Source organism: Alkalihalobacterium chitinilyticum, from assembly GCF_029028005.1.
Taxonomy (GTDB): domain Bacteria; phylum Bacillota; class Bacilli; order Bacillales; family Bacillaceae_F; genus Alkalihalobacterium; species Alkalihalobacterium chitinilyticum.
In genome coordinates this window covers 87,758-114,346 of sequence record NZ_JAOTPO010000007.1, presented here as the reverse complement: position 1 = coordinate 114,346, position 26,589 = coordinate 87,758, and the positions used below count along the sequence as shown (strand labels likewise).

The window sequence follows — 26,589 nt, the reverse complement described above, 5'->3', positions numbered from 1 at the left end:
CAATCATTTATTCCCATTTTTAAAAAATTGATGCACCCTAAGCCTATCGACTCATATATATATTACTATTAACTGCACCGTAAATCGACAAGTTTTTTCCTATTTCTACAAATAAATGTCGAATGCAAAATAAAAAATGGTACGTGGCACCTTTAGCGGACTAAAGGTGCCACGTACCATATAAAACGCGCCATATAAAACGCGCCATTTAAATTACATCATCGAACGCAGATAAGCGTCAATGAAGCCGTCGAGTTCACCGTCCATGACGGCGTTAGTGTTTCCGATCTCGAAATTCGTACGGTGGTCTTTCACTAAGCTGTATGGGTGGAACACGTAGGAACGAATCTGACTGCCCCAGCCAATGTCCTTTTGTTCACCGCGGATTTCCGCAAGTTCCGCTTGCTGCTCTTCAATTTTTAATTGGTAGAGCTTTGCCATGAGCATTTTCATAGCACGCTCACGGTTTTTAATTTGCGAACGTTCGGTTTGGTATGTCACTACCGTATTTGTCGGCACGTGTGTAATACGTACGGCCGAATCGGTCGTATTAATATGCTGCCCGCCCGCACCACTTGCACGATACGTATCAACTTTCAACTCTTCCGGCGACACATCGATTTCGACATTGTCATCGAGCTCCGGCATCACTTCACACGAAACGAATGACGTATGTCTTCTGCCTGAAGAATCAAACGGTGAAATACGAACAAGACGATGAACCCCTTTTTCCGCTTTCAAGTAGCCGTATGCATTATGTCCTTTAATGAGAAGCGTAACACTCTTAACTCCCGCTTCGTCCCCAGGTAAGTAATCGAGAGTTTCAACTTTGAAGCCTCTTTTCTCCGCCCAGCGTGTGTACATACGCAGCAACATTGACGCCCAGTCTTGAGACTCGGTACCTCCTGCCCCAGGATGTAACTCTAAAATCGCATTGTTTTTATCATAAGGCTCACTTAATAAAAGTTGTAACTCATATTCATTTAATGCTTTCGCTAAACTCGTAACGCCTTCGTCCAACTCATCCATAAATGAGTCGTCGCCTTCTTCTTTCGCAAGCTCATACGTCACTTCAAGATCATCGTATTTCTCTTGCAGCTCTTTATACGTCACAACCATTTCTTTCAACGCATTCGATTCATTGATGATCTGCTGCGCCGTATCTTGATCATTCCAAAAATCCGGCTCAGACATGCGCTCATCCAATTCGCTCATTCGAGTCTCTTTAGCTTCTAAGTCAAAGAGACCCCCTAAAGTCCGCTAATCGCTTAGCCATTGTTGACAATTCTTGCTTTACTTCTGTTAAATCCATCTGTCCTTCACCTCATTAAGTAATTGAACCTTTTTAATATATGCCAAACGCTTGCAAAAATTGAGTGCAAAGAAGCAGATGCAACAAACGCATCTGCTCCGAAATCACTTACATTCTACCGCAGCACTGCTTATATTTCTTACCGCTACCGCACGGGCAAGCGTCATTTCGACCAACTGTATTATTATTTCGTACAGGCATCTTCTTTTCTTTGCTTCCTTCACCAGCTGCCGCACTCATATGAACCGCTTTTCCTTCAGCGACTTCTTTACGCTCAAGGTTTTGCTCGACTTGGGCTTTCATGATGTACATTGCCACTTCATCTTCAATCGAAGCGACCATTTGCTCAAACATTTCAAAGCCTTCAAACTTGTATTCACGAAGCGGGTCATTTTGCCCGTAAGCACGTAAATGAATTCCTTGACGCAATTGATCCATTTGGTCAATGTGGTGCATCCACTTGCGGTCAACCGAACGAAGCATAATTACTTTTTCAAACTCACGCATATGCTCGCTCGTAAACTGTGCTTCTTTTTCATCGTAAGCGGCTTTCACTTTTTCTAAAATCAGCTCTTCCATTTCTTCTGGATCAAGACCTTTCAAGTCTTTTTCCGTAATTTCACCTTCAGGTAGCAACATCGTTTTGATGAAATTCTCGACAGCCGTTAAATCCCAATCCTCAGGAACTTCCGATTCAGGCGTGTGAATCGCTACATTACGCTTCACAACCGACTCAATCATCTTCTGAACGATATCACGAAGGTTGTCTGATTCCAGTACTTCCATACGCTGTTTATAAATAATTTCACGTTGCTCACGCATTACATCATCGTATTGTAAAATTTGCTTACGCGCATCGAAGTTGTTTCCTTCAACTCGCTTCTGAGCTTGTTCGACCGCACGGCTTACAAGTTTACTTTCGATCGGTTGATCCTCTTCTAATCCTAAACGGTCCATCATCGTCTTCATGTTATCCGAACCGAAGCGACGCATTAACTCGTCTTCCATCGATAAGTAGAATTGCGATGTACCTGGATCCCCTTGACGACCGGAACGACCACGTAACTGATTATCAATACGGCGTGACTCATGGCGCTCTGTACCGAGAACAAATAAACCACCAAGATCTTTTACACCATCACCAAGCTTAATGTCCGTACCACGACCAGCCATGTTTGTCGCAATTGTCACTGCGCCTTTTTGTCCGGCGTTTTCAATGATTTCGGCTTCACTGAAGTGATTTTTCGCATTTAACACGTGGTGAGGAACTTTCTTTTTCTTTAAAAGTTTCGAGACAAGCTCAGACGTTTCAACACTTACCGTACCGACAAGGACCGGCTGACCTTTTTTGTTAAGTTCTTCGATTTCGCTGACAACGGCATTGAACTTCGCTTCCATCGTTTTATAAATTAAATCTGGACGATCATCTCTGGCAATCGGCTTATTCGTCGGGATGCTCATAACGTCCATGCCATATACTTGCTGGAATTCTTCTTCTTCCGTTTTCGCAGTACCCGTCATCCCTGCAAGCTTTCCATAACGACGGAAATAGTTCTGGAATGTCGTTGAAGCGAGCGTCATACTTTCACGTTGGATTTCTAGACTTTCCTTTGCCTCAATCGCTTGGTGAAGCCCGTCGCTGTAACGGCGTCCTTTCATCAGACGTCCAGTAAACTGGTCAACGATAACGATTTCACCTTCATCAACGACATAATCGGTATCACGGTGCATGACGACATGCGCTTTTAACGCTTGATTAATATGGTGATTAAGAGACACATACTTTTGGTCGAATAAGTTATCAATATTAAAGCCTTTTTCCGCTTTATTGACCCCTTCTTCAGTTAAAAGAACCGTCTTTGTTTTTTCATCGACTGTATAGTCATCTTCTTTGCGAAGAGAACGCACAAATGCATTTGCTTGAATATATAAATTTGTTGAACGTTCAACAGAACCGGAAATAATAAGCGGCGTTCTCGCTTCATCAATTAAGATCGAGTCCACCTCATCGATTACAGCAAAATAAAGCGGGCGCTGCACCATTTGGTTTCTATAAAGCACCATGTTGTCACGAAGGTAGTCAAATCCGTACTCATTGTTCGTACCATATGTGATATCGGCAGCATAAGCTTCTTGCTTTTCTTCTTTTGAAAGGCCGCTTACGTTTAAGCCAACAGTTAGTCCTAAAAACTCATACAACTCTCTCATGATTTCGCAGTCACGGCGAGCTAAGTATTCGTTGACGGTAACGACGTGAACACCTTTTCCAGTTAACGCATTTAAATAAACAGGCAGTGTTCCAACGAGTGTTTTACCTTCCCCTGTTTTCATCTCCGCAATGTTACCATTATGTAAAACGATCGCACCTAAAAGCTGCACTCGGAACGGTCGCATTTTTAAAACACGCTCAGATGCTTCGCGAATGACCGCATACGCTTCAGGCAGTAGTTTATCTAAAGATTCTCCGTTATTGTAACGATTTTTGAATTCTTCGGTTTTCGCACGTAACCCATCATCCGATAGTTTCTTTGTATCATCAGCTAACGCTTCAATCGCATCAACGATTTTCTCATATTTTTTCAACTGTCGTTGACTCGGATCACCAATTACTTTTTTCAATAATCCCATCATAGTAATTCGTCCTCTCTTCCTCTCATTTCAACGAATGGTAAAGGATGGTTGTTTCCTCTAAGACCAACTCTACACACTTAATTTCAATTTTATCAGTTTGCACCTTGACTTACAAGGTAACACCTTTTTCCACAGTTCCTACTACTTCGATGCCCGGCAAAAGAAACCCTTTAATTTTCGCTGGGTAGCGACAATGCGCGCGTTGGCGGTAGCACGCACGTTGCGGTAGCAGGTACCTTTATTGCTGTGAAGAAGTAAAGGTACCTGCTACCGCATTAATTTGTATGACGGCGGAGCTACCTCACTTTATAATGCGGCACTCACAGGCTCTTATTTTAGAGAAAAACACTGTCTTGAAGGTTTTAGGGCACTCAGATACCCTTATTTGCTTAAAATCGACTACAAACAGTGTTAAAGCCAATAAATAAAGGCCTCTCAGTGCCTTATCAGCTCAAAAAGTGCGTTTTTTACAGAAATAAGGGCCCCTGGAGTCCCTAATTTCCGCTTACATACTCTCATATCATCTGCAACTAGCTTCATCCATCGAGTTTGACTTCCCCCCGCACATACGCCAATAAGCTATACCATCCCTACTAATCATGAAACTCCCACACAATTGCTCCCTACCATCTCTTCGCCCCAAACCAAAAAGAGCACAGCCGAAAATTCAGCTGCACTCTTCTTTATTTTATGATCACTCAGGCTCAATTAAGCCATAGCGTCCGTCTTTACGACGATACACAACATTAGTTTCTCCATTTACCGAATTATTGAAAACGAAGAAGCTGTGACCAAGCATGTCCATTTGTAGAACCGCTTCCTCAGCATCCATTGGTTTGAACGTGAAACGCTTTGTACGAACGATATCAATATCTTCGCTGTCGATGTCTTCCCCAGTCGAAGGCTCGATATCATTTTTGAACATATATTTAAGGGTACCGTCTTGACGGAACTTACGATTAACTTTAGTCTTGTGCTTACGGATTTGACGCTCTAGCTTTTCGACTACAAGATCAATCCCTGCATACATATCCGCATGCTTCTCTTCAGCACGCAGTAATAATTGCGGCATTGGGATCGTAACCTCAATAATATTTTCGTTATTCATTACTTGCAGTTTCACATGCACCTCAGAAAGAGGGGTTGAATCAAAGTACCTCTCAATTTTACTTACCTTTTTTTCTACATAACTTCTTAATGCTGGAGTTATCTCTAGGTTTTCGCCACGAATGTTAAAGTTCACAGTGAAACTCCTCCTTTCCTATGTATTATAATATTCTATATACCCCTTTATTAATCCTTCATAACCTGCATTTAATTTATGGCAGAATCGTGTCAAAAAATGTTGGGGAAGTCTAAAAAAATAAAGGGTCAAAAAACCTGCCAACAAACGAATTGACCCTGTGTAAAAATAATTGAAGTACTGTATGCGTCGCTACATCTAGTAAAAGAATATTCCACTGTAGCGAACATCTATTTAAGAACCATATATCCTACAAAATAAAGTCCTCTCTAAAAGACACGAAAAAATCGATAGACCGAAAATCTCCAAATAAAAACCTGCCCCTCGCAAAAAGGAACAGGTTTGCACATTTCGTTGTATATGATGCATAAAGCTAAAAATTCATTTCCAACCTGGGATGTGAATTACAGCTTTGTTACGTTTGCAGCTTGAGGTCCGCGAGCACCTTCAACGATTTCAAATTCTACTGCTTGACCTTCGTCAAGAGATTTAAATCCATCAGAATTGATAGCTGAGAAGTGTACGAATACGTCGTCTCCATCCTCACGCTCGATAAATCCAAAACCTTTTTCTGCATTAAACCATTTTACTTTTCCTTGCATGCTTTCACATTCCCTTCGTAAATTAAATCGGTAAATCATTGTGAAAATATTCCACAGTTTCACTATATCAGAACTTCTATATAGGCGTCAAACCCCTTTGGCTCTGAAGTTTGCGACAAATATTGACGAAAATTTCGCCCATCAATTTCCGCCCTGAATCCAGGTAATTAACTAAATTATGTTATTAAAATGTTAAATATAGTGAACTGTGGATTTTCGATATTTATTATCTCTGAAATTCAAATGAATATACGCCCTTTTGCAAAAAATTTTGTTGGTCAAGAAAGCTTTTTCTAGATACTCAACTGAACAGTTGACTGAAAAGTACTACCTCTTAAAACATGTCGTGATTTTTTATAAATCCAGTAAACTCCCGCTAATATCTCAATCGATAACCCTTATCTTTAGACCTCACACTACTATTTACCCCCATAGTAACTCACACCAAAACTACCCACATTGTCGAAGTGATCCACATATAGTTCTACCGACTTCACCATCCTTAACACCATTCTGTAATAAAAGTCACAATACTTTTACAATTATTTCAAGAAAATGTTATTGCTAATTGTTTTCCTTATTTGGTAATATGAAGGCAAGTCAATTATTGACGAAATTTGATCTATCCTGGGGTTAAATCTAACCCCTATACCCTTACACAGCCAATCGTCCTCTAGAAAGAGCTGTGGCCTCTTTTTACCGCCTCCTACGGGGGTTCGGTGCATAAGCAAACTAACTTTGTCCCTCACCATTATGTCCCGGTCAGGTAATTAGCTCCTTCATGCGGTGTACTAGAAAAAGTAAACTGCATCCTGATCTCCACACCTACATAATACCTTCTAACTACACCGCTATCTTTTTTAAAATTAATTCCCTAAACGATACAACTGATGCGAATTTTGTCTTATTATCACATATGATTACCCCTATTAATAACAGCAAAGGTATGCTAAAGTTTTTATTTGAAGTGCGTTTAACACTAGGGGGTACTTATGAGTTCTATAAAAGCTTTATTTGCTAGCTTATCTCTTATATTCGTTTTAGCAGCTTGCAGCGGTGGTGAAGAAACGTCCAGCCCTAACGCGGACATCCAAGATACTGCCGATGTATCAGCAGTCTTATCAGTAGATGAAATTATTCAAAAATCGATAAATGCAATGAATAAATTAGAGAGCTATACGATGGAAACGAACATCGAGCAAATATTTGATATGCCTGGTCAAGACGCTTTCCAAATGAATATGATGATGGTTGCTGACACTACATCTGAACTAGTAAGACTATATCAAAAAAGGACATCGACTGAATTTGAAGAAAATTCGGAAGTGACTCAAGCAGAAAGTTATTTTACAGAAGACGGAATGTTTGTCAAAAATCCAATTCAAGATAGCTGGGTGAGGTATCCTAGAGAATTTTCACAAGATATTCTAGAGGCATCCCAACAGCAAATGAATGCAGAAGAGCACCTGAAAGCTTTTAAACAATTCACTGAAGATACTAAGCTTACCGAAGACGAAAATCACTACATATTAACCGTTCATGGATCGGACGAAAGTTTTAAAGCGATGGTATATGGTGCAATCAGCATTTTGGAAAAAGCAAGAAGCACGGTGGATGAACTCCTAGGCATGATGGAAGTTCAAACGTTTAACTATGTGATCTACATCGATAAAGATACGTTCTACCAAACGAAAATGGACATGGAGATGCATATGTCGCTGACAATAGAAGATGAAACGATGGTGACGATCCATCGAATGACGGGCGTCATAACGAACTTCAACAGTAGCGGGGAAATCACTGTTCCACAGGACGTGTTGGATTCCGCCGAAGAGTTCAACTTTGAATTCCTCGAAGGTTTAGAAGATATGGAAGACTTCGACCTTGAAGATTTCGACTTTGACGTGATCGAAGAAGATGAATTAATAGATGAACAAGAAATCGAAGCAGACGAAACTGAAGAAGAAGCTTAACACGAAAAGCACTCCCACATTCGGGAGTGCTTTCTTTTACTTTAGTACAATAAAGGTGCCGCGTACCGATTATTACCGTACCTATTTTACTTTTTTTCATCTTCCCCAAAACTACCTTATCGACTGGCTCGTGCCGCTACAACTTTCCTCGTTATCCACTTTTCAATTTCAACGATAACAAAGACAGCAAACCCGATCAGAACTGGAATGATCCAGTAATCGGCAGGGATTGGTGCGGTTCCTAAAACCGTGTTCATAAATGGCAGATAGGTGACGCCTAACTGAATGAAAATGAGAAGTCCTGCGACGAGAAACGCGATTTTATTTGTGAAAAAGTCCTTCGTCAGCGCAAAGTTTCGCTCGCTTCTGCAGTTGAACAAATGGAATAGCTGCGCAATGACTAACGCTTGTAATGTCACGGTGTTCACCATTGCTTGGTCATAGCCGTTGTTCATTAACTCAGCGTTCATCGCTAAAATTCCCCCACCGATTAACAGCGATACAAAGACGATCCGGAAGATATAATACGGGCTCAACAGCTTCGTATCCGGCTCTCGCGGCGGGCGTTCCATCGTCCCTTTTTCTAACTTTTCAAACGCAATCGCGAGCGAAATCGTCACGGCGGTAATCATGTTGACCCAAAGAATTTGCACAGGCGTTAACGGCATCATCGTCCCAAACAATATAGCCGCAAAGATAAGAAACGCCTCAGCCCCATTCGTCGGTAAAATAAACAGGATCGTTTTCTTTAAATTATCATACACACGCCGGCCTTCTCGCACCGCATTCACAATCGTTCTAAAATTATCATCGACAAGTACCATTTGCGAGGCATCTTTGGAAACCTCGGTCCCTTTTATACCCATCGCTACGCCAATATCCGCCCGTTTTAACGCCGGTGCATCATTGACACCATCCCCGGTCATCGCACAAATATGTCCATGTTCTTGTAACGCTTGCACGAGTTGGAGCTTATTTTCAGGACTCGTTCGCGCGAAGACATCATAGTCAACAGCCGCTTGCTTTAATTGTTCTGGTGTCATCTGATCAAGTTCGCGTCCTTCAATCGCACGCGTGCCGTCCCCGATTCCGAGCTGGTTCCCAATCGCAATCGCCGTTTCTTTATGATCCCCCGTAATCATTTTAACGACGATACCGGCTTTCTTACATTCCGAAACGGCCACAATCGCTTCTTCTCGTGGAGGATCGATAATTCCAGCTAACCCGAGTAACGTCAGTCCCGATTGCACATCGACATGATCGATCGTTGTCACGTCAGAACTTACTTTTTTCATCGCTGCGCCAATGACCCGTTTCCCCATCTGAGCCTGCTTCTTCATCTTCTCTTCCCACAACGTTCTTTCACTTGAGCCTGCTTCTAGTCCCGCCATTTCAAACAGGCGGTCAGGAGCTCCTTTCACATAAATCACTTTTTCTCCATCCACTTCGACTAACGAAGCCATATATTTATAGGCCGAGTCGAATGGAATTTTTGAAAGCGACTCTAACTTCGCAACCGGCTGATTCGCTTTTTCAGCCACTGTCACTAAACAGCTCTCAGTCGGCTCACCGTTAATCACCCACTGCCCTTGCTCATCTTGATACAGACTTGCTTCATTGACCGTTTTTACACACGTTAAAAAGTCTTTTAAAGCCGCGTCTGTCTCCAGATCCGCTTCTTGGCCGTTCCATTCGATCTGACCGGCCGGCTCATAACCGGTTCCAGTAATATCAAACTCTTTTTCCGCTAAAATTAACGAAGTCACTGTCATTTCATTTTTCGTCAACGTACCTGTCTTGTCCGAACAAATAACAGACACCGCACCTAACGTTTCTACAGACGGCAAGTTCCTTACAATCGCATTGTTACTCGCCATCGTTTGAACGCCTAAGGCTAAAATAATTGATAAGATTGCCGGCAGCCCTTCAGGAATAGCCGCTACCGCTAAACCAATGACGGCTAGTAACAGTTCGGACGCCTCATAATCATGAAAGATGTAGCCAAAAAGGAACATCGCAGCTGCACCAAATAAAATAACGACAGAAATCATCTTCCCGAATTTCGCGGTTTGTTTTAAAAGTGGCGTTTGCAGCTCTTCCACTTGAGTCATTGATCTGTTAATTTTTCCAATTTCCGTTTGCTCTCCTGTTGCAACAACGACTCCCAAGCCTGAACCGGAAGCAATCGCCGTTCCGGAAAACACCATATTTTTTCGGTCACCTAGAACGGTATCTTCTGGCAACGTCTCGATTCTTTTCTCGACCGACACCGACTCCCCGGTCAAAGGAGATTCTTCGACTTTTAAATTGTCCGCTCTCAGCACCCGAAGATCAGCCGGGACTTTATCCCCAGCGCGCAACAACACAATGTCACCAGGCACCAATTCCTTGGAAGCCACTTCCGTCCGAAGACCGCCACGAATGACATTCGCCTTCAACGAAAGCATATTCCGTATACCATTGAGCGCTTTTTCGGCTTTATTTTCTTGGACATAACCAATCACAGCATTAATAACGGCAACGAGCAAAATAACCACCGTATCAATATAATGACCTAATATAACGGTGATGAGCGCAGCCGCCAATAAAACATAGATTAATACATCATGAAAATGCTTGAAAAACTTCTTCCATTTCGGCTCGACCTTTCCGACAGGAAGTTCATTTTTCCCGTACTGCCCCTGCCTTGCCGCAGCCTCTTCATTCGTCAGCCCTTGTTTCTCGTTGGTTTTTAACTGCTCTAACACGTGCCCAGCTTCTATGTTGTACCACTTTTTTTCTTGCATCTTGCTCCCTCCCCAGAAGTCCCACGGATCCATAGTTGTTTTATTTAACTGTCTACCAGTATAGAAAAACGGTCACTATGATTTGTAACCGTTTAAATTCTATCAAGCAGAGACGATCACTTTCATAACATTATAAATTTCGTGTTACCTTCATTGTATCTTTATTCTGCTATCATTTTTTGAATGGATTATGGAGATTTTTAGAAACTTTGTCAGATCCCATAATTAGAAAATCGGTGACATTATTGTGTATTCTATTCCAATTATGGTAGGTATATGGTAGGATTTTAATGGTGATAGTATCCTAGTGGTGGAGATAAGAGATGGTAGATTTAATACAATTAGAAACTCAAATAGAGCAAAAGAGGCAGCAAATGTTAGAGTATTCATTAACTTTTGGAATATCATCTGCGAAAACCCTTCATGTCAGTCAGGAATTAGATGAACTGTTAAATCAGTATGAAGAAGTGAAAAATGGAAAGAAAACAACCAACAACGAACTAACTGGATGACGCAATCGATGTAATGATTGTTGAAAAGAATATAAATAAAAACAATATGATGGCCAATACCTTTATTTAAAGGTATTGGCCATCATTTGTTATACTTATTTATTTAATATCGCCCCGCTGTTTTAATAACCACAACAACGGTTTAGTACAGTCATTATTCTCAGAACTAGAAGTTGGTACAGAACTTGAAAGGAAAAATTGATACCTACTAAATTTACTTTCTAACTGGTTAACAAAAAACTGGTAGCCGACAGATGAAAGAAAGGCTTTGCAATCATTATTCATTCTCTCTAACTCGCTCTTAGGATGATTGTCTAACGATTGCCCGGCTTCATTATCTATCGTACTGCTTACTTCATAAGATGATATTCTTTCTTCTAAGCCAAATGCATCTACCTTATTTATTACTATTGCTAACGGAATGTTTAACTTCTTATTTTCCTTTATTCCAATATTTTTAGCAAGGTGAACCATTAACTTATCAAAGGTATCATCTAAAAGCTCAGCAGATTGATTTACTTTGGAAGGATGATCGCGAAGTTCTTCCTCTAACTCACTAGCTAAGTTTGGTAAAGCAAACGGATCAATGACTAAAATTAAACCATCCAAATAGTCGTAATAACTATGCCTTGCCAACTCTTTTGTATTACTGTACGCTTCACCAGCAGGATCATAAAAATAAAGAAGTTTATCGTTTCTCCAATTCTTATTTGTTAACTTCACATTCATCGCAAATGGCTTCGTCTCACTGGTTTTCGCCGGAAAGTGTCCACTTTGCATTCCGTTAACTTTTTGCTCATGAAGCAATTTATCATCTTCGTTTAAAAACTCTACGTCCCATCCTCGCTCAGGCGCTACCTTGTGTCGTAACCATTGAATTGTAGATGTCACAAACGATGTTTTTCCAGACAATGGTCCACCAATTACAGAAACACAAAATGGAGTGGCCTCTTTCGTATGTAATGGTTTATGACACTCTTTACATACTGAGTGAAGCTCATGTCGCTCGGTTAAATAAGTGGCTGGAATATCTTGTCCACATTGACATTTTCGTTTTCTCACACCAAAAAGACCTGGGCGTAAGTTGGAATGAACTGTACCACAATTAAAACATAAATAATCTGGAAGTTCCGACTTATGATAACAACTTGGACAAACGGTATTCACTTTTTTAGACTTTAAATGGAATTGATCTAAAACATAAAAAATAGCTAAATAGATATAAGCTGCAAGAGATATAAGTCCTACAACAATAATGTGAAACAAAGAAAATAAAGATAAAAATACAAAACCTAAACTCACAACGGATATAGCACCTATTCGCCAGGTGATAAACGGGATCATCCCTAAGCAAATTCCATACCTACTCATCAATTGATTAGATGTTTGATTAAAGTTTTTCAGACTAGTCATATTTACTTGGAGAGTATTCCGGTATGTACTGAAAATATCTTTGAAAGCCTTTCGCAACCAATAGTTTTGATAGGCCGGTTGAACATTCCTCTTAGCCTCTTCTTCTTTCTCCTTGATGACATTCGTTTGAAAAACACCTTTATAGTTCATTAGTGCACGGTAAAGACCTGCCGATACTCCTACCAAAGCTTGAAAAGGAAACGTCATTATAAATACCGGAAACAACGTAACAAAATGGAACCTTGGGTCGTCTGTACTCTGCCTGTTAATGTAATAAGGTAATACACTAGTGACATACCCTATAAACAAATAAACCCAAAAATAATCACTAAAAGCAAAGGCTAAAAGATCAATATTATTAAACATTTCAATAGAAAAGCTTTCACTTGAAGCAAAATAATCAGATAGACAGCGGTAAAGATACACACCTAAAAAGCTGTACATAAATCCACTTAAAAAAGTAGGTGGCGGTTTGATTATGAATAAGACAACCGCTAACGTAAAATAAAGCAAGTACGACTCGTTAAAATAGGAACCTGGGAAAAGGTGAAAATGAAAAAGCGGGGCAAATCCCCATATAAAAGCACCATAACCAATAAACGAAAAAAGATAGTTTCTCCTATACATTCCTAATAGAAGAAATAACAAACTACCTGATATACCTACTAACTTACGAAAATCTAATGTGTATACATCTGTTGACCAATAGGCAATCCCTATTAGTAAAAACAGACCACTTAAGACAAAATATGTTCTATAAACATATTCTTTCATAATAACTCACCCTTACTTAACGCCCCATTAATTTTTTCACCGATCTCATAAACGCATTTCCACGTTCTTTTTGCGCTTCTTTATAAAAGGATTGCCACTTCTTCTTAACCGGTAGATCACCTTTTACATTTTTAAATAACTCATCAATCTTTTTGGCTTCATTTGGGTTTTCAATGAGATATTTTTTCATTTCTTCTTTAGCTGATCTGCTATACTCATCGGCTTCTCGATCATTAAGCAAGTAGAAGTATTCTGCAAAGAAGTTCGGTGAATGTTTTAACTTTTGCGTTTCTTTTAATTTTTGTAGTGACTCGATAATAGTTGGAGTAAATTCTACTCTATCTATTTTTTTCACTAAATCACTGAAAACTTTTTTATCTTGATAGAAAGCCGGCATTAAATCAGGAAGGGCCCATAATAAGTAATCCTTATATTCCCATTTCTCTAGCTCTTTCATGGCTGCGGGTATGAAGCTTTTAAGATAATCTGTGTCATATTTCTTTTTCTGTTTTAGATCGATTGTCTCAATGGCCAATACTAGTTTCTTATGGTCTTTACCTATCAATTCAAGGTATTTATTGTTTAGTGTAACAAGTTGTTCTCTCTTTTCTTGTAAGCCTTTATTAAATGGAAGTATTAACTCGCTATTTTTCATAAGAGATTTTAATATACCATTCTGTTCTAAAAGATGAACGAGTCCCTCATTCTTAAACAGTTTGAGTAGCTCATCAAAAGGTTTTCCAATTAAAACTTCTTCTTTATATTTTGAGAGGATATTTTTTGAATGCTCCCTCCAAAATTGACTTAACTCACCTATCCTTGCGAGATATTGGATAAGATAATCTGTTTTTTCCGTTGTTGCCTCTATCTCTTTGGAAAATAAATTGAGAAGTAATTCTCTTCCTTCTTTCTCCTTTTCTAATGTACGGCATACTTTGTCTTCCCACATACTTGGTCGCGTAGCTGTGTCGAATTCTTTCTTGACGAGATTAAAAGAACTATGATTGGTAACTCGTTTCCCCCAATAAACGACCATTTGTGCAAAAAAGGATCCGCTACAAAATTGACTATATTGAAGTTCGCCCGGTAAATATTGAACGATGAAATCCTTTTGACTTTTGTATAGGTCTCCCCAAGACTTATTCGTTTCGCTGATAAATTGAATAACCTTTTGGTGGTAAAACCTTTCTTTCTCCCTGTTGTTCATCTGTTGTAGTTGTTCCCTTAACAGGTCTAATCGTTCAGGTGAAAGAAATAGATTATAGAAATAACGCCTTTCTACAATCACTTGATAGACTTCCTCGAAAAACTGTTCAATAGTTTTTATTGTTGTTACATCTCTAGCTTCAGTCATCTTCACATCTAGTGCTTCAATTAAAAATTCAGTTGCCTTTTCGTGATGTGCCTCTAGTTTCGTGATGTTTGCTGTTTCAAAGAGGAACAGCACAATTTCTTTTACTGCTTCTAGATCACTTCGTGAAGGAATATCACTCAGTTGATCTACTGGTACTTTCTCCATGAAATTTGAAAATGCTTCTTGGCGAAGATAGCGTCTCGCATAACTGATCATATCTAACCAATCTTTTTCGCTTAACAGAACTGTTGGTGAATGTTGCAGAGCAAAGAGTTTAAGCGCCTTATCTAAATCACCATTTAGCTGTGAATAATTGTAGTCCTTTAGAAAGACTTCAAACTTCTTTATAAGCTTTAGCTTTCCTGCCATTTGATCAGGATAACTGAAATGACTATTAATTCGGCTGACACTATCTTCTTTCATATTAAACATATTCAATTGTGAATACAGCCCGCGATCTTGGAAGTTGAAACGGACACCCTCATCTAAAGTAGCATTAATAACAAAGTTCTCTCTCTCAGGATCGTAGGAATACGTAGTAAAAAATAGTTGATGTGTTAGTTGAAATGGAAGCGCCAGGCGAACAGCAGCTACCCATAACGGAATTTCATTTTGTTCAGCAGTTATAAAAAGAGACCCAGGTGCCCCCTTTTCCTCTATAAGAGCATTTAACATCCCGGTAAGCACATCTTTATTACGTTCGTTACTTATGAGTTCATTCACTTTTTCTTCAGTAATTTCAGCCCCTAGTTTAATAGAAGACAATGGAGGAAGTGGACTTGGTGCATAACTAATCTCCTGTTCTGTCAGGGTCAAACTCGTGCGAAGATCAGGGGATTTATATAACAAAATAGGGTCGAACGGCCATTCACCTTCTTCGAGTATTAAAGCGTGAGAAAAATAGTTCCCATACCTTCCTGAATAGTCCTTCCCGATATAAACGGATTGACAAATGCCATACCTTCCATTTTTCAATTGAAAGAAGGAGAAGGCGACTGGGAATTTCGTTTTTATTTCTTCTTCGGTCGGATGTCCCGGTAAATGAGTCGGTGGAATATACACCCCGTAACGTTCAATTTCCAAGATCTCCTCTTCTGTTAAACCTTCAGAAGCAGAATAGACCTGGAATCCGCTTCCAGGGGAGCGACCTCGCTGACAAGACGTATAATACAGTTGAAGTAACTTCATCGCCCTGACCTCACTTTCTTTTTGTCCCTTTTATAATTTTGTGCTTGTATAGCAACCAAAGGAACGGATCCTCTACACGATAAGGCTTAAAATCCTTGATCTTCATATCCATATCAGGGTTATAACCTAGTGAAGAAAGACCAAAGAAACCATAATTTTTATAGTTCGTCTCAAGTGAGCGTGTCATTCCCGACTCTGTCCACTCCTTAACCAATGTTTCAATTTCAGCATGAACATTCTCAAAATCTCTTAAATCAAACGAACCATTCGTATGGTAGCTTGGAAAATTCAAAGCACTAGACGGGTCAAGAATATTTTGAACCGCATCAATCTTAGAGAAAGCGATCGCTAATGGAATTTGAATTTTTTCATTTTGCTTTAAGTTCTTTGCTTTACGAATTAAGTTGGTTAATCGAAAAAGGATTTCCGAGCTATCCGAATTTACATTGGGAAGGCGAGTGCTATCACTTAATGAATTTCTAACAGAATCCAATTGCAATGGATCAAGTAACAAAATAACCCCAGCCGAGTTATAAATGTACTTATTGACAGTAAGCATTGTATCTTCTTGGTCTAAGTCTTCTCCTGCAGCATCAAAAAATGCTAATGTGATAACTTTATGAATGACTGTTTTTTGTAACATGTTTTTCTTCGTAAATTGCAAAGTATACAGGAGCGGCCTACGTACTTTTTCATCGGAACGTCCTGAACGAGTGGCGTGAATCGTTTCTCGTTTCTTAAACACAGGCGTCCAAAAATCATCCCGGTAACGGTTAATCGTTTCATCATCAATGGGATGTAAATTACACTCGTAGCTATCCCCTATTTCTCTCTTAATTTTATCAATTAAGACCGAAATATAATGACTTTTCCCCGTTTCCTTAACCCCAATAACAGCAAAGATTAAATCTTCATATTGTCCAATAGTAGACGGGAGTTCAGAATGACAACTAGGGCAAATTCTCACCGTCGAGTTATCTCCGCATTGATCACAATTAGCATCATCCGGCATTCCTTTTATAAAATTTCCGAAGGCACCGCTTTGATTTGCAGTGCGAAAGACGTGTCCCATCTCTCTTGGTCGATTAAACCCCTTAAAGTTAGAGAAAATCTCATCCGGTTCAGGTATACACTCTTCTGACTCACTCTTACAACGAAACTTCACATCATGTAACTTATGACGGTTAAAACAATATGGACAAATGTAATCTTTCTTAAGTACCTTATCTATTACCATTTTTTCGTCCCTCTTTTATGTTTTTTTGTCCCTTACCACAGTCGCAATACTTCTTTTCCGCCTTTTGGCTGCAGCCGTACTTTCGGTGCTTCCTTATCATTAATAAAAAAGAGCCTAGCGTACATGTTTTTTTCAAAGTGTTCAGACGGAATATCTATTTGCTTTGTTCTATACATTTCTTCGTTTCCTGGTATACGATAAATTTCTTTTCCATCCGTTTTACTCGTTGGAGGTGATAATGCCTTCTTCACTAAAACTAAACCAGGTAAAGTCACTGCTGTATCTGTCGACAACGAAATTCTTACTTTTTTCTTAAAAAAGCTGGACGTATTAATTTCATAACTAATCTCTACCGGTTTCGTATTTAAGCATAAATACTGTTCTCCGTTCGAATAAATGAGATCGTCCCCTTCTTCATACACAGTAAATATCGTAAAATAATAGTCTTGTTCACGACTAGAAATTTTGTATCCATCTAAAAGTTCATAGCTTCCTTTTTCAATTTGAATTTTCGTTGCTTGTGGATCATCGTGCGATACAGGAAAAGCATCTTTTCGATAAGCAACGATTACCCGTTTGATTTTATCCGGCCATATCCACTGAACAATGAGTGAATTTTGCTCTACCTTATGGAAGATGTTACTGACTTCAGGATGGTCTTTGGAAACTTTCATTTCTCCAAAGACAGCTACTTCTTCGTTAAATGAAACCGGTATGAAGTATAATGGTTTTCTTAAGTTCATCTTTACAAATGCCGTCTTCTTCTCAGATAAAATAACCTTATCGCCGAGTTGAGGTAATTTATCTATTGGGCAGGTTTCTCCCTTTTTATAGGTAAAAGCTTGATTAGCATAGTAGATATGAACTTCATCATTCATTTCCGGTATTTTGACAAAGACCCCATTGTCTTCTCGTTTAATTGTGAAGTCACTGACCACCTTAGGTAGACGAATAGCTTTTGACTGTAAACTTACACCTTCCGAAAAAGTAGGAGCTTCTTCTGTTCCATAACGTACAACAATCCGAAATCCATATGTTTTTCCAAAAGTTACAGTATCATCCTTTACACCATCAAGTGTAACGCCTTTTAACTTCGTCCCATCCTGTCGCTTTGTTGGTACAGCCCCTTCTTTCCGCCATACTTCGACAGATGTTGCTCCTTTTGGCGGTATCCAATTTAATTCAATGACGCTATTGTCTTGATGGATTGTCACATCTTCCACCTCTGGGCGACGGACAAACGGTCCTTGGACCATTCCTTTTTCAGATACAGTTTGACCTCGAACGGCAAACACACCGTAGAAGTATGCAGTACCACCCTCTGCATGGTTATCTACAAATGAGGATTGCATGTTTTCTTGAATGATTTCGCCATCCGTACTATGTAATATCTCGCTGCCTTTTTTACGCAGGACACGGTAATGGATCGTTCCAGGCGATTCACTTGGCTGCCATTTTAAATGAATTTCGGCAGCACGCGGGGTAATTTGCAAGCTTTTCGGTGACTCAGGCGGCCATTTCGCAATCATATCGTTTGCCTCTTTACAGTCAGCGGCAATTTCCATCGCTTTCATATAATACTGAGCAGCTTGGTTTTCATCTTGTAAGTTTCGAGCCCGTTTTAATAAACTTTCTGCAGACAAAATATGATCTCTGCAAACTTCTTCTATACTTTTAAGAGTAACGGATTGTTCAATAGTTCGCTTCATTCTCAATAGTTCACTTCTAGCCGCATAGAACCGTTTATTTTCGACAAAACTCATTATTGTAGCAATTTTATTTTCTTGTTCTTTTTGTTTTCGTTGTACTTCCATTAATTTTTTCTTTACTTCCACGTTATCTGGCCAACGACTTAATACTAGATGATACAAACGTTCTGCTATTTCAACTTCATCTACCGATAGATGATAATTCGCTTCACGTATGATCTGGTTCCATTTATATAAATCACCGACTTCAAAGCCACAACTGCCGCAAACATGGGCTGTCGATGGCACGATGCTCTTACATGATGGACAAGTCACTTCTAATTCGTTTGCACATCTAGAACAATACTTATCATGTTCTCCATTAACTAACCCACAATGTCCACACTGCTTCAGTTTCTTTTGTTTCTTAGTGTTATTGTTACTTCCGACCGTAATATGATTTTGAGCACAGTATCCAGTTATAAACGAAGTTACTTCTTCTTGTGTTACACCTAAGCTCATTCCTTCTTTGACAATCTGCTCAAAGACGACATCATCTAATGTCGATGAGGATGTAGCAATCTGAATCGTTTCTTTTAAACTTTCAAGTCGCAATTGAATTAATGCAAGATCATATTCCTTTCGTTCCCGCTGAAAGATTGATTTGCAATAGGATTGAAGCTTTGTTTCATACTCACTTTTTGCATCTCGTCTTTTTTTCGATAACTCTTTATACTTTTCATCTGCAGTTTCTAGTAACGTATCAAGACTTGAGGTCGGTGAAACTTGCAGAAAGTCGTATAAACTAGGCACCCCACCTGGATGAGCCGAGTTCACCCCTATGTTTTCACAAAGCTCTGCAATTTTCTTTGCCTTAGATGTGTCAACTGTTATCTCTCGCCGTTGATTTTGTTTACTTGATGCAGCTTTGACAGGTAGTGAGATTCGGCTTTTCACTTGGCTTTCAGACAAATGGAAGATTTTCACTAGATCCGCTACTTCACTTTCATAAACCCAGCCTCTTGCTGATAAAACCCGAACGATTTTATCAACAGCAGAAAAAGCTTCCCTCTCCTTTTCAAGGGCTTCTCTTTTTTTCATTTCTCTTGCAGCTTCGGCTTCTTCTAATCGCTGATCAGGGTCTAACATAACCGCTTCAATTGCACTAACGAGTTCGAGATTCGCCTTCGCTTCCGTACTTCTGCCTGGATGATTTCTCAGCTTTGACCATTCCGCACGCTTTCTTTTGATCTTGTTTTTAATCTCATTTTCATCTTCTGGGATGTTATTAAAATCCATTTCTAGCAGTAAGAAAAAGTTTTTTCTAGACATAATACCTACTTCTCCTTTCACCTAAAGATTCTTAACCCGCCCGCTTTCTTTTTGGTGGCCAAGAGATTTTGATCACTTAATACTTGGGCTATTTTTGAGAAGGATTCTACGAGCTCTGTGAGATTTGTAAACAAGGCACTTTCTTCTGACGTCGCAATTTCTGTTAAGAATTCTTTATTTGCACTACCAAATCCAACGGCTATAACTTCTATACCTTCGTCGTGACAGGCTTTTGCCTGCTTAATCGCATTTGTTTGATTAGACCACAAGCCGTCCGTTAACACGATAAGGAATTTATGACCTTCCTTATCTTTCAATAGTTGGACTGTATCGGTAAACGGTTCTGCTAAGTTACCAAAACCCGTATCATTTTGGTGGAAATGTAAAGAGTATCTATCAATGCTATCGTTCAATGCTTCTGGGTCAGAAATCATGTCTTGAACAATCAAAGTTCGATCGGAGAACCCAATTAAACCTGCAGTTGTATTTGAGAAGTCGAGTTTATTGATAAACTCTCTTGCGGCTTGCTGAGCTTCAGCCAGTGGTGCACCTGCCATACTTCCAGATAAATCTAAAGCAATACATACAGATAACGGCGGTTTTACAAGAACTTCTTCTTGTTGCTTTGGTGCTTGCGACAACCAACTTAGATCACTCGGAACTTCTTCTTCTTTTGCTGGTAAAAGAACTCCGCTTGATTTATCCTCTGCACTTACTTGTACAACGCCATTTGCATCATAGGAATATGAAACTTCTAGAACAGCCAGTCCGTTTGGGTTATGGGGGATATTCTGAATTTTATATTTTCCGACAATTGTACATTCTAGTGGATTATTACTCTCTCCCTGAGTCGTGTAAACTTCCAAACTATTGTTTCTAACTGAATTCGTTTCGATTTGATATGTTTTCTTTCTTGTTGAAGGAATCGAAACATTTTTCGGAAGTATAATGGAATTAAGATAACGATCGCCGTTCTTGTTAATAGCAATCATCCCTAGACTATGACTCATTACATCTTCTATTTTCTTTTGACCGCCTAACGATAGTTTAGGACGTTTCGTTTCCGCACGTGACATTTCTGCTTGAATGGCTGCCCCTAATGCAACAGCTTCATCAGGGTGAACTCCATTCAAAGGCGGCGAACCTGTTTGGGCTTGAATATAATCTGAAACCATCGGCATACGTGTAGATCCACCAACTAGCAGGACATTACTTACTTGATCCCAAAGCAGATCCGCTTGAATAAGCGCTTGGTTTGTCAGGCTCCACGTTCTCTCAAGCAAATCCTCTGTCAGCTCTTCAAACAGTTCTCTAGAGATCGTGAATTGATCTTTTACACCGTTACATACAATAGGAATAGAGGTAGTCGATCGAGTCGTTAACGTTTTCTTAGCTTGCTCCCCTTTAATAATTAGATCATTCATCGTTTCAAAATTCGCAAGAGGATCAATCCCGTGTATTTCTTCAAACTGTTCCGTAACGTATGACACAATACGGTCATCCCAATCTTTTCCGCCTAAAGAATGATCTCCAGCGGTTGCTAGCACTCTTATTCGTTCTGCCGATACTTCAACGATCGTGACATCGAACGTTCCACCACCGAGGTCATAAACAATTAACGTTTGATTTTCGCTTTGATCTATTCCATAGGCTAGTGATGCGGCTGTAGGTTCATTAATAATCGCACTAACCTTTAAACCAGCCATTTCACCTGCACGCATTGTTTCTAATCGTTGTTTATTTTCAAAATAAGCAGGAACGGTGATGACTGCTTCATTCACCGTTCCCCCTAATACTGCCTCTGCATCTTTTTTTAACTTTTTTAAGACAATAGCCGCAAGATCAGTTGCGGAGTACTCTTGATCGTTAAAAAATTCTACAAAAGAGTCATCACCCATAGAGCGCTTAAAGAAAGAAGCGACTTCAGTATCGCCAAATGCCTGTCTTTCTTTTGCTTCATCTCCAACTATAGGTTCAGTCCCACCAAAGTAGATGACTGAGGGGGTTGTCGTTTTCCCCTCAGCATTCTTAATAATTTTCGGTTTTCCATGTTCATCAACATAACTTATCACTGAAAAAGTTGTACCTAAGTCAATTCCGATTCGATAACTCATGTTTTTGTCCATTAGCTTACCTTAACCGCTTTGCTGCGTTCTTTCGCAGCTTCTAACTCTTCACCCGAGATAACAGACTTTGTTTCAACTGTAGTTGAGACTTGGCGTGATTCTGTGCTTTCGACTGCTGTTACTTCTAAACGGCCTTCTTCGTTTAATTTAAAAGTCACATCAAGTTCTGAGCCACGCGGTAATCCAGGAGGCATATCTAATAAGGCCATGCCAATTTCAGTTGCATCCTCTATAGCCAACTGTTGTTCAGATACTTCATTTTCTTTAATCGTAATTTCAACATTTTCTTGATTATCTTCTCTTGTTGTAAACGTTTCTGTTACTTCTGTCGGAACTTGATCGTTTTTATAAATAATGTTAAATACAACTTGTTCGTCATCTTCGTTGTAAGCAACAATCCCGAAGCTTTTACTGGAAACATTAATAATGGTTTTATTTAATGCACTTTTCACTCCACCAAGTGAGAAGTTAAATTTCGTTGCTACTTCATTCGCTGCTTCACCGAGCATTTCCTTATCCGCAGTGCTTGTATCACTTCCAAGACTAAATGTCGGCCCTTCTTCGTTTTCCGTCGCCATCGAATTATAAATTTTAATGATTTCATCTTTAATAATCGACTGATGCCCAAATAAAGCTGCACCTTTTGAAACGGCCTCATCCGGATCGAAGGTTACTGGAAGCTTACTGAATTCTTTAGTGATCGCTTCGCTAATTTGTGGCATACGTGTAGAACCACCAACCAGGATAATTTCGTCAAAACCTTCTACGCCTTTTTTCTTCGCCTCATCTAGCATTAAGTTCGTTAAACTCACCGTTCTTTCCGTCAAATGAGCTGTCAGTTCTTCGAATTTTTCTTTTGTTAATTCAACTTTTACTCGATCCGTACCATGTGTAAATGCAATTCCAGTTTTCGTTCGTTGAGTTAGAGTTTTTTTCGCTTTTTCTGCTGCCAATTGCAATTCTTGGAAAGTCTCTGGATCTAGTAAAATATCATCGTCTTTTCCTGTTTGTTCATGGTATTGCTCTACGAGATAATTAATAATGGTATCATCCCAGTCTTTACCACCTAAGTTGTGATCGCCACCGGTTACGACCACTTCAATCTTTTCAGAAGAAACTTTGATCATTGTAATGTCAAACGTTCCTCCCCCTAGGTCATAAACAAGAATAGTCTTTTCCTCTTGGTCGTCTGGGTTGTCTGTAAAACCGTAAGCGATCGCTGCTGCTGTTGGCTCATTAATAATTTGAATGACATTTAAACCCGCAATTTCACCCGCACGTTTCGTAGCCTCACGCTCGTTTATTCCAAAGTAAGCCGGGCAAGTGATAACGACATCTTCTATCGTTTCCCCAAGGTTTTCCTGTGCGTCATTTACTAGCTTTCTTAAAATTCTTGCCGATATTTCTTCTGGACGATATTCTGTATCTTCGTGGAAGAAAACAAAGTTTTCGTCCCCCATTGAACGCTTAACAAAAGAAACGACTTCTTCGGGGTACATTTTTGAAATTTCCTTTGCTGCTTCTCCGACAATAATGTTGTTGCCACCTTCTTCGAAATAGACAACAGATGGTGTGATCCTTTCCCCTTCAGCATTAGAGACAATTACTGCTTTATTATTTTCATCTACGTAAGAAATACAAGAATATGTAGTTCCTAAATCTATGCCAAATACCTTTTTAAGTTGTTCAGTCATTATTCTTTCTCTCCTTTGATTGTGTTTAGTCAGAATTAACTTTTGCTTTTTTATCTAACGTATAGACAGAAACAAACTCTTTTCGAATATTCTTTCCATCCCATTCATAGCCCTTGCGGTATCTTCTAGCAATCTTCTTTTCTTTATCTCCATCTTGAGTCATTTCAGTCGAGTGGACTTTTTGTTTTAACGGATTAAATGTTTCTTCTAAGCTCTCGTAGGGTTCAACCCCTTGTCTATAGAGGACTTCTTCAATATCACCCGTGATCATTTCCATTTGCTTCAGAAGTTTCTCAGGGTCAATTGGCTGTTCTGAAGAACGGTGATTTTCAGTCAATTTCTGAATGCCGTCTATTACCATAATTAAGTCATTAATAACCGGCATCATTGTGCTTTTGACAAGGTCTTGCTTATACTCTTGAACTTCATTATGTAATCGATCAATTAAACTTTCCTTATGTTGATCATATTTTAACTTCGCCATAAAATCTGAGTTTAATGATTTTTGTAGTTCTTGTAATTTAGTCATTTCGGATCGTATTTCTAAAAGAGTTTCATTGTTGTAAGGCAAGGGTTCTTCAATCTGTTCTGGTACTGGTTCAGTTACAGGTTCTGATACTGGTTCTGTAGTCTCTGCTTTAGGTTGCTCTTTTTGTTCCAGTCTTTCCGTCAGTTCTTTTACCTTTGCCTCTAACTGTTCAATTCTTGAGGTGGATTTTTCATAACTTTCAGGGTCGTGTTCGATTTCTTGGGCACTTTTATTTTCTAATGGAGGGTTTTCAATGTTTTGATTTTCTATGTTCGACATCTCTGCAGGCAGTTCAACTTCAGGTGCTGACTCTTCTTCTTTTTCAGTCTGTAGTAAATGATCTTCATTTGAATGAATTTGAAAAATCTCTTCATCCACAGGAGGGTTTTCCAGGTGATTGGTTTCAAGTTTTTCGATCGAGGGTTCTAATTCTATTTCCAATTCTAATTCTATTTCATCTTTTGTCTGTTCCTCTAGCTGGTCTACCGGCTCAGTATAGGCTTCCAATGAATCCTCTTTTTGCTTATTTTTATTAATTAAACTATCAAAGAAGGATTTTCTTTTTTCCCTTTTCAAGGATTTCACCTCATTATATTAAAATAGTTATTGGATAAAACTTTGTTAATAGATATAAAGTCATTATAATTTACATAAAACGGATTAACAAGGAATTTATACAAAAATCTACATCTTTCGTACTATTCTTTTTAGCATATCAAACTTGAATATAAGTTTATTAAGAAAAGTTTTTTGGCTTAAAGCTTTTTGAAATTACCGGTAAGCTAATTTATCATTTCCTTTGCTCACACTTTTAAATGTTATTTATTGTTTTAATAGAAGGCTAGAAGACTTCCTGGGTACCTAGTAGCAGCTCTATATCAAAATACAATAACTGAATTAAATAAATTCAAAGGGTTAGAGATAGACTTCTTGCTAAGTAAAAAAGAACAGTTCCCCTGCTAACTGTCTTTAGGTTTCTAATCTCAATGGCTATGGTATTGTAATAGTTTTGTCTTGTCCATCCAACTCTAATGTTAGTAGTTTAATAGTAGTGATATTGACTCAAAAAAGCACTTCACGTTATGTGAAGTGCTTTTGCTAGCTAGTATTAAGTTCATTACTTTTCAAAACTTAACATGAATTTTACCATCTCTAATAAAATGCATCACCTGTTCGACCTTAACATTTGTGTTATTGGCAATATCCATTGCTGTTGCAGAAGGATATTTCATTAGATATAGTTTAATCTCGTGAAAAACCTCCCTGTGACGCGAATGGCATTCATTACAGTGGGAAATCTGCTTATTTTCTTTCACCTTCCCACACTCCACACAAAAGCCAAAATTGTTCATAAAAGTAACTCCTTATAAATGGTGCCAGGCACCTTTATCACAGTAATGGATTAAAGGTGCCTGGCACTCATTTCTACCTTTTATATACTGCGCTTATCGAAAAACGCGCCTTCTAATGTCGGTCCGTCATACGGATTATCATACTTTCTGTTTTGCTTTTGCTTTAACTTAAAGTTGTTAATATCCGTTTTGATTTGCTTCTGCTTATCTGCGAGCCTTTGTTCAATTTCCTGATTTAAAGCCACAAGTTCTCTTCCCTTTTCTTTATCTTCCGCCGTAAGTGTGACACGTCCAAGGGCTGGGATAAGAGCTTGTCTTTCTGATAAAAGCTTTTCGACTTCATCTATATAGCCATCGCGCTGGTCGTCTTCTTTTGGAAGAGGTTGTAGTAAAAGCGAATGAAGCTTCTCAGTGACGGTAAAAAGGTCTTCCACTACAGAATTCATTTATCCTTGTGCCCCGTGGCGTTTTTGACGATCTAATTGGATCGCTTGTTTCCATGTATCACGGAAAGATATAACGAACTCTTCAGCTTCTTTGATCTTAGCTGTACTATTTTCAATATTAGCCTCTACTAAACGGTTTAAGATAAAATCGTAAAGACTCATCATATTTTTCCCTAACTCTGTATTTGTTTTTAAAGTAACCATAAGCTCACGAATAATGTTTTGCGCTTTCGTTAAGTTCACGTTTCGCGCTTGAACATCTCCTGTTTCAATGGCTATTTCTGCTTGTTTCATAAATTTTAAACAACCATTATAGAGCATCAGCGTAAGTTCTCCTGGTGACGATGTTGTTGCTTTATTTTGTTGGTACGCTTGATACGGATTATTCACTGCCATT

At 39.1% G+C, this 26,589-nt stretch carries 17 protein-coding genes; 2 read left to right on the top strand and 15 right to left on the bottom strand.

The features are described from left to right. Positions 1 to 213: 213 nt before the first annotated feature. The 4 genes from prfB to N7Z68_RS11790 form a co-directional block, all read right to left on the bottom strand. Positions 214 to 1,312, bottom strand: a protein-coding gene (gene prfB, locus N7Z68_RS11805; RefSeq protein WP_373323134.1) for a peptide chain release factor 2 whose coding sequence is annotated in 2 segments (ribosomal slippage) — positions 214 to 1,239 and positions 1,241 to 1,312 — 1,098 coding nt in all. Because the reading frame shifts where the segments join, the coding sequence is not laid out codon by codon here. A gap of 108 nt (positions 1,313 to 1,420) precedes the next feature. Next, entirely contained in the window at positions 1,421 to 3,943 is a 2,523-nt protein-coding gene (gene secA, locus N7Z68_RS11800) for a preprotein translocase subunit SecA (protein WP_275118682.1), read from the bottom strand. Positions 3,944 to 4,637: 694 nt separating this feature from the next. Then, the gene (gene hpf, locus N7Z68_RS11795; protein WP_275118681.1) at positions 4,638 to 5,186 is read right to left on the bottom strand and encodes a ribosome hibernation-promoting factor, HPF/YfiA family; all 549 of its coding nucleotides are present in this window, start codon (positions 5,184 to 5,186) and stop codon (positions 4,638 to 4,640) included. Between the two features lie 404 nt (positions 5,187 to 5,590). After that, complete coding sequence (locus tag N7Z68_RS11790; RefSeq protein WP_275118786.1) at positions 5,591 to 5,788, bottom strand: cold shock domain-containing protein; 198 nt, start codon at positions 5,786 to 5,788, stop codon at positions 5,591 to 5,593. 992 nt (positions 5,789 to 6,780) lie between these two features. Between N7Z68_RS11790 and N7Z68_RS11785 the strand changes: the two genes are divergently transcribed. Further along, positions 6,781 to 7,761, top strand: coding sequence for a DUF6612 family protein (locus N7Z68_RS11785; RefSeq protein ID WP_275118680.1), 981 nt, complete (start codon positions 6,781 to 6,783; stop codon positions 7,759 to 7,761). 116 nt (positions 7,762 to 7,877) lie between these two features. On the opposite strand, the gene N7Z68_RS11780 is transcribed toward N7Z68_RS11785, so the two are convergent. After that, positions 7,878 to 10,547 carry a cation-transporting P-type ATPase gene (locus N7Z68_RS11780; protein ID WP_275118679.1) on the bottom strand — a complete coding sequence of 890 codons (2,670 nt, stop codon included), beginning with the start codon at positions 10,545 to 10,547 and terminating at the stop codon, positions 7,878 to 7,880. Positions 10,548 to 10,870: 323 nt separating this feature from the next. Here N7Z68_RS11780 and N7Z68_RS11775 point away from each other — a divergent pair, with 323 nt between their 5' ends. Beyond that, positions 10,871 to 11,059, top strand: coding sequence for an aspartyl-phosphate phosphatase Spo0E family protein (locus tag N7Z68_RS11775; RefSeq protein WP_275118678.1), 189 nt, complete (start codon positions 10,871 to 10,873; stop codon positions 11,057 to 11,059). A 99-nt stretch (positions 11,060 to 11,158) separates the two neighbouring features. Here the strand turns inward: N7Z68_RS11775 and N7Z68_RS11770 are convergent, their stop codons facing one another. From N7Z68_RS11770 to fliS, 10 genes are all read right to left on the bottom strand, one after another. Next, positions 11,159 to 13,246: a TRAFAC clade GTPase domain-containing protein gene (locus tag N7Z68_RS11770; protein ID WP_275118677.1), complete on the bottom strand. Its 2,088-nt coding sequence runs from the start codon at positions 13,244 to 13,246 to the stop codon at positions 11,159 to 11,161. Between the two features lie 16 nt (positions 13,247 to 13,262). Next, positions 13,263 to 15,788, bottom strand: coding sequence for a GAP1-N2 domain-containing protein (locus tag N7Z68_RS11765; protein WP_275118676.1), 2,526 nt, complete (start codon positions 15,786 to 15,788; stop codon positions 13,263 to 13,265). A gap of 10 nt (positions 15,789 to 15,798) precedes the next feature. Then, entirely contained in the window at positions 15,799 to 17,025 is a 1,227-nt protein-coding gene (locus tag N7Z68_RS11760; protein WP_275118675.1) for a TRAFAC clade GTPase domain-containing protein, read from the bottom strand. Positions 17,026 to 17,057: 32 nt separating this feature from the next. Further along, the gene (locus tag N7Z68_RS11755; RefSeq protein WP_275118674.1) at positions 17,058 to 20,045 is read right to left on the bottom strand and encodes a double zinc ribbon domain-containing protein; all 2,988 of its coding nucleotides are present in this window, start codon (positions 20,043 to 20,045) and stop codon (positions 17,058 to 17,060) included. A gap of 17 nt (positions 20,046 to 20,062) precedes the next feature. Next, complete coding sequence (locus N7Z68_RS11750; RefSeq protein WP_275118673.1) at positions 20,063 to 22,159, bottom strand: Hsp70 family protein; 2,097 nt, start codon at positions 22,157 to 22,159, stop codon at positions 20,063 to 20,065. An 11-nt stretch (positions 22,160 to 22,170) separates the two neighbouring features. Further along, positions 22,171 to 23,865, bottom strand: a complete 1,695-nt coding sequence (locus N7Z68_RS11745; RefSeq protein ID WP_275118672.1) for an Hsp70 family protein — start codon at positions 23,863 to 23,865, stop codon at positions 22,171 to 22,173. Between the two features lie 25 nt (positions 23,866 to 23,890). Continuing rightward, positions 23,891 to 24,970 carry a nucleotide exchange factor GrpE gene (locus N7Z68_RS11740; RefSeq protein ID WP_275118671.1) on the bottom strand — a complete coding sequence of 360 codons (1,080 nt, stop codon included), beginning with the start codon at positions 24,968 to 24,970 and terminating at the stop codon, positions 23,891 to 23,893. A gap of 548 nt (positions 24,971 to 25,518) precedes the next feature. Next, entirely contained in the window at positions 25,519 to 25,746 is a 228-nt protein-coding gene (locus tag N7Z68_RS11735) for a hypothetical protein (protein WP_275118670.1), read from the bottom strand. Between the two features lie 80 nt (positions 25,747 to 25,826). Beyond that, positions 25,827 to 26,192 carry a flagellar protein FliT gene (fliT, locus tag N7Z68_RS11730; RefSeq protein WP_275118669.1) on the bottom strand — a complete coding sequence of 122 codons (366 nt, stop codon included), beginning with the start codon at positions 26,190 to 26,192 and terminating at the stop codon, positions 25,827 to 25,829. After that, positions 26,193 to 26,588 (bottom strand): flagellar export chaperone FliS, encoded by a 396-nt coding sequence (gene fliS, locus N7Z68_RS11725; RefSeq protein WP_275118668.1) that lies wholly within the window; start codon positions 26,586 to 26,588, stop codon positions 26,193 to 26,195. Between the last annotated feature and the right edge of the window lies 1 nt (position 26,589).